At 64.0% G+C, this 1008-nt stretch carries 1 protein-coding gene and 2 pseudogenes; all 3 read right to left on the bottom strand.

Annotated features, from left to right (window positions below):
* Window positions 1–273 (bottom strand): annotated as a pseudogene (locus NFS22_RS23640) (phage coat protein); the annotation flags it as partial.
* Between the two features lie 19 nt (window positions 274–292).
* Window positions 293–748: a hypothetical protein gene (locus NFS22_RS23635; protein ID WP_251320065.1), complete on the bottom strand. Its 456-nt coding sequence runs from the start codon at window positions 746–748 to the stop codon at window positions 293–295.
* A gap of 11 nt (window positions 749–759) precedes the next feature.
* A pseudogene (locus NFS22_RS23630) lies at window positions 760–1008 on the bottom strand (hypothetical protein); the annotation flags it as partial.

The raw sequence follows: 1008 nt of genomic DNA, 5'->3' as shown, positions 1-1008 counted from the left end.
CACCACCACAACGCCCTGCTCAAAGGTCTTGGTGCTGGTGGCTGTGATGTCGGTCTGGCCGTCATAGTTCACGGCGTCCCCATCCAGCAGGCCCCGCATGGCCAGCCGGGCGTAGGCGGTGCCGTCCTGAGTGGTGAACACGGCCCGGATGTCCGGGTTGCCGGTCAGCACCCGGCTCTTGCGCATCTCGTTCATCCGGGTGCGGGGGATGCGGTCAGCCTTGTACTTAAAGGCCTGGGGGTTAAAGCTCTTTGCGTCAAACTTGTTAGGCATACATCAATCATCCTTTCTGTTATGTTTCGGCTTTCGCCTTGGGCTTGCGTCCGCCCCCGGTTTTGGGAGCGGCCTTTGCGGGCGTCTTGGGGGCCTCCTGGGGCGTTTCAGCGGCGGGAGGGGTAGATGTACCCCCAGCGCCCTCAACGCCGTCCTGGGCCGCCGCAGGGGGCTCCGTGACCGCCAGATTGGCTCCCATGCTTTCCGTGATGCGGGCAAGGACCTCTTTGGTGACCGCCTCACCCAGCTCATCCAGCTTGAGACGGGCCATGACCTCCTGGGTGACGGCCTCCGCCAGCTCATCCACGTTGACGCCGCCGGTGGCGGGGGTGGGCACGTTTTCAGCCATGTACTGCACAATGGCCTCCTGGGTCCGGGGCAGCTCCGCCACCGGCGTGCCGGTCAAACGGCTGGCCAGGTTGCGCAAGGCCGCCTCAAAGGAGATGGCCTTGATGGGCTTTACAATCTTTTCCATGCTTTCTCACCTCACTCATCCAGCTTGGCGTCCGGGTTGGCCGCCAGATAGTCCGCCAGCTCAGAATAGGACATCTCAGAGGGCTTTTTGCCCCCGGCGGGCTTTCCACCGCCGTCCCCGCCCTCTCCGGGTTTCCAGCCGTTGTACTTGGGGGCCGCCCCAAAGAGGAAGTCCGTGGAGGCGTCCTTTTTCAGCGCCTCCACCTTGGCCGCCAGGGTCACGGTGCCAGTGCTGTCCTTGGAGGTGACCTTGCCGTCCAC

Source organism: Flintibacter muris, assembly GCF_943192995.1.
Lineage (GTDB): Bacteria > Bacillota > Clostridia > Oscillospirales > Oscillospiraceae > Lawsonibacter > Lawsonibacter muris.
This window is presented reverse-complemented; position numbering and strand designations above follow the sequence as displayed.

Excerpts from the sequence above, each read along its gene's own strand:
- NFS22_RS23635 (WP_251320065.1), bottom strand. The coding sequence starts at position 748 with ATGGAAAAGATTGTAAAGCCCATCAAGGCCATCTCCTTTGAGGCGGCC.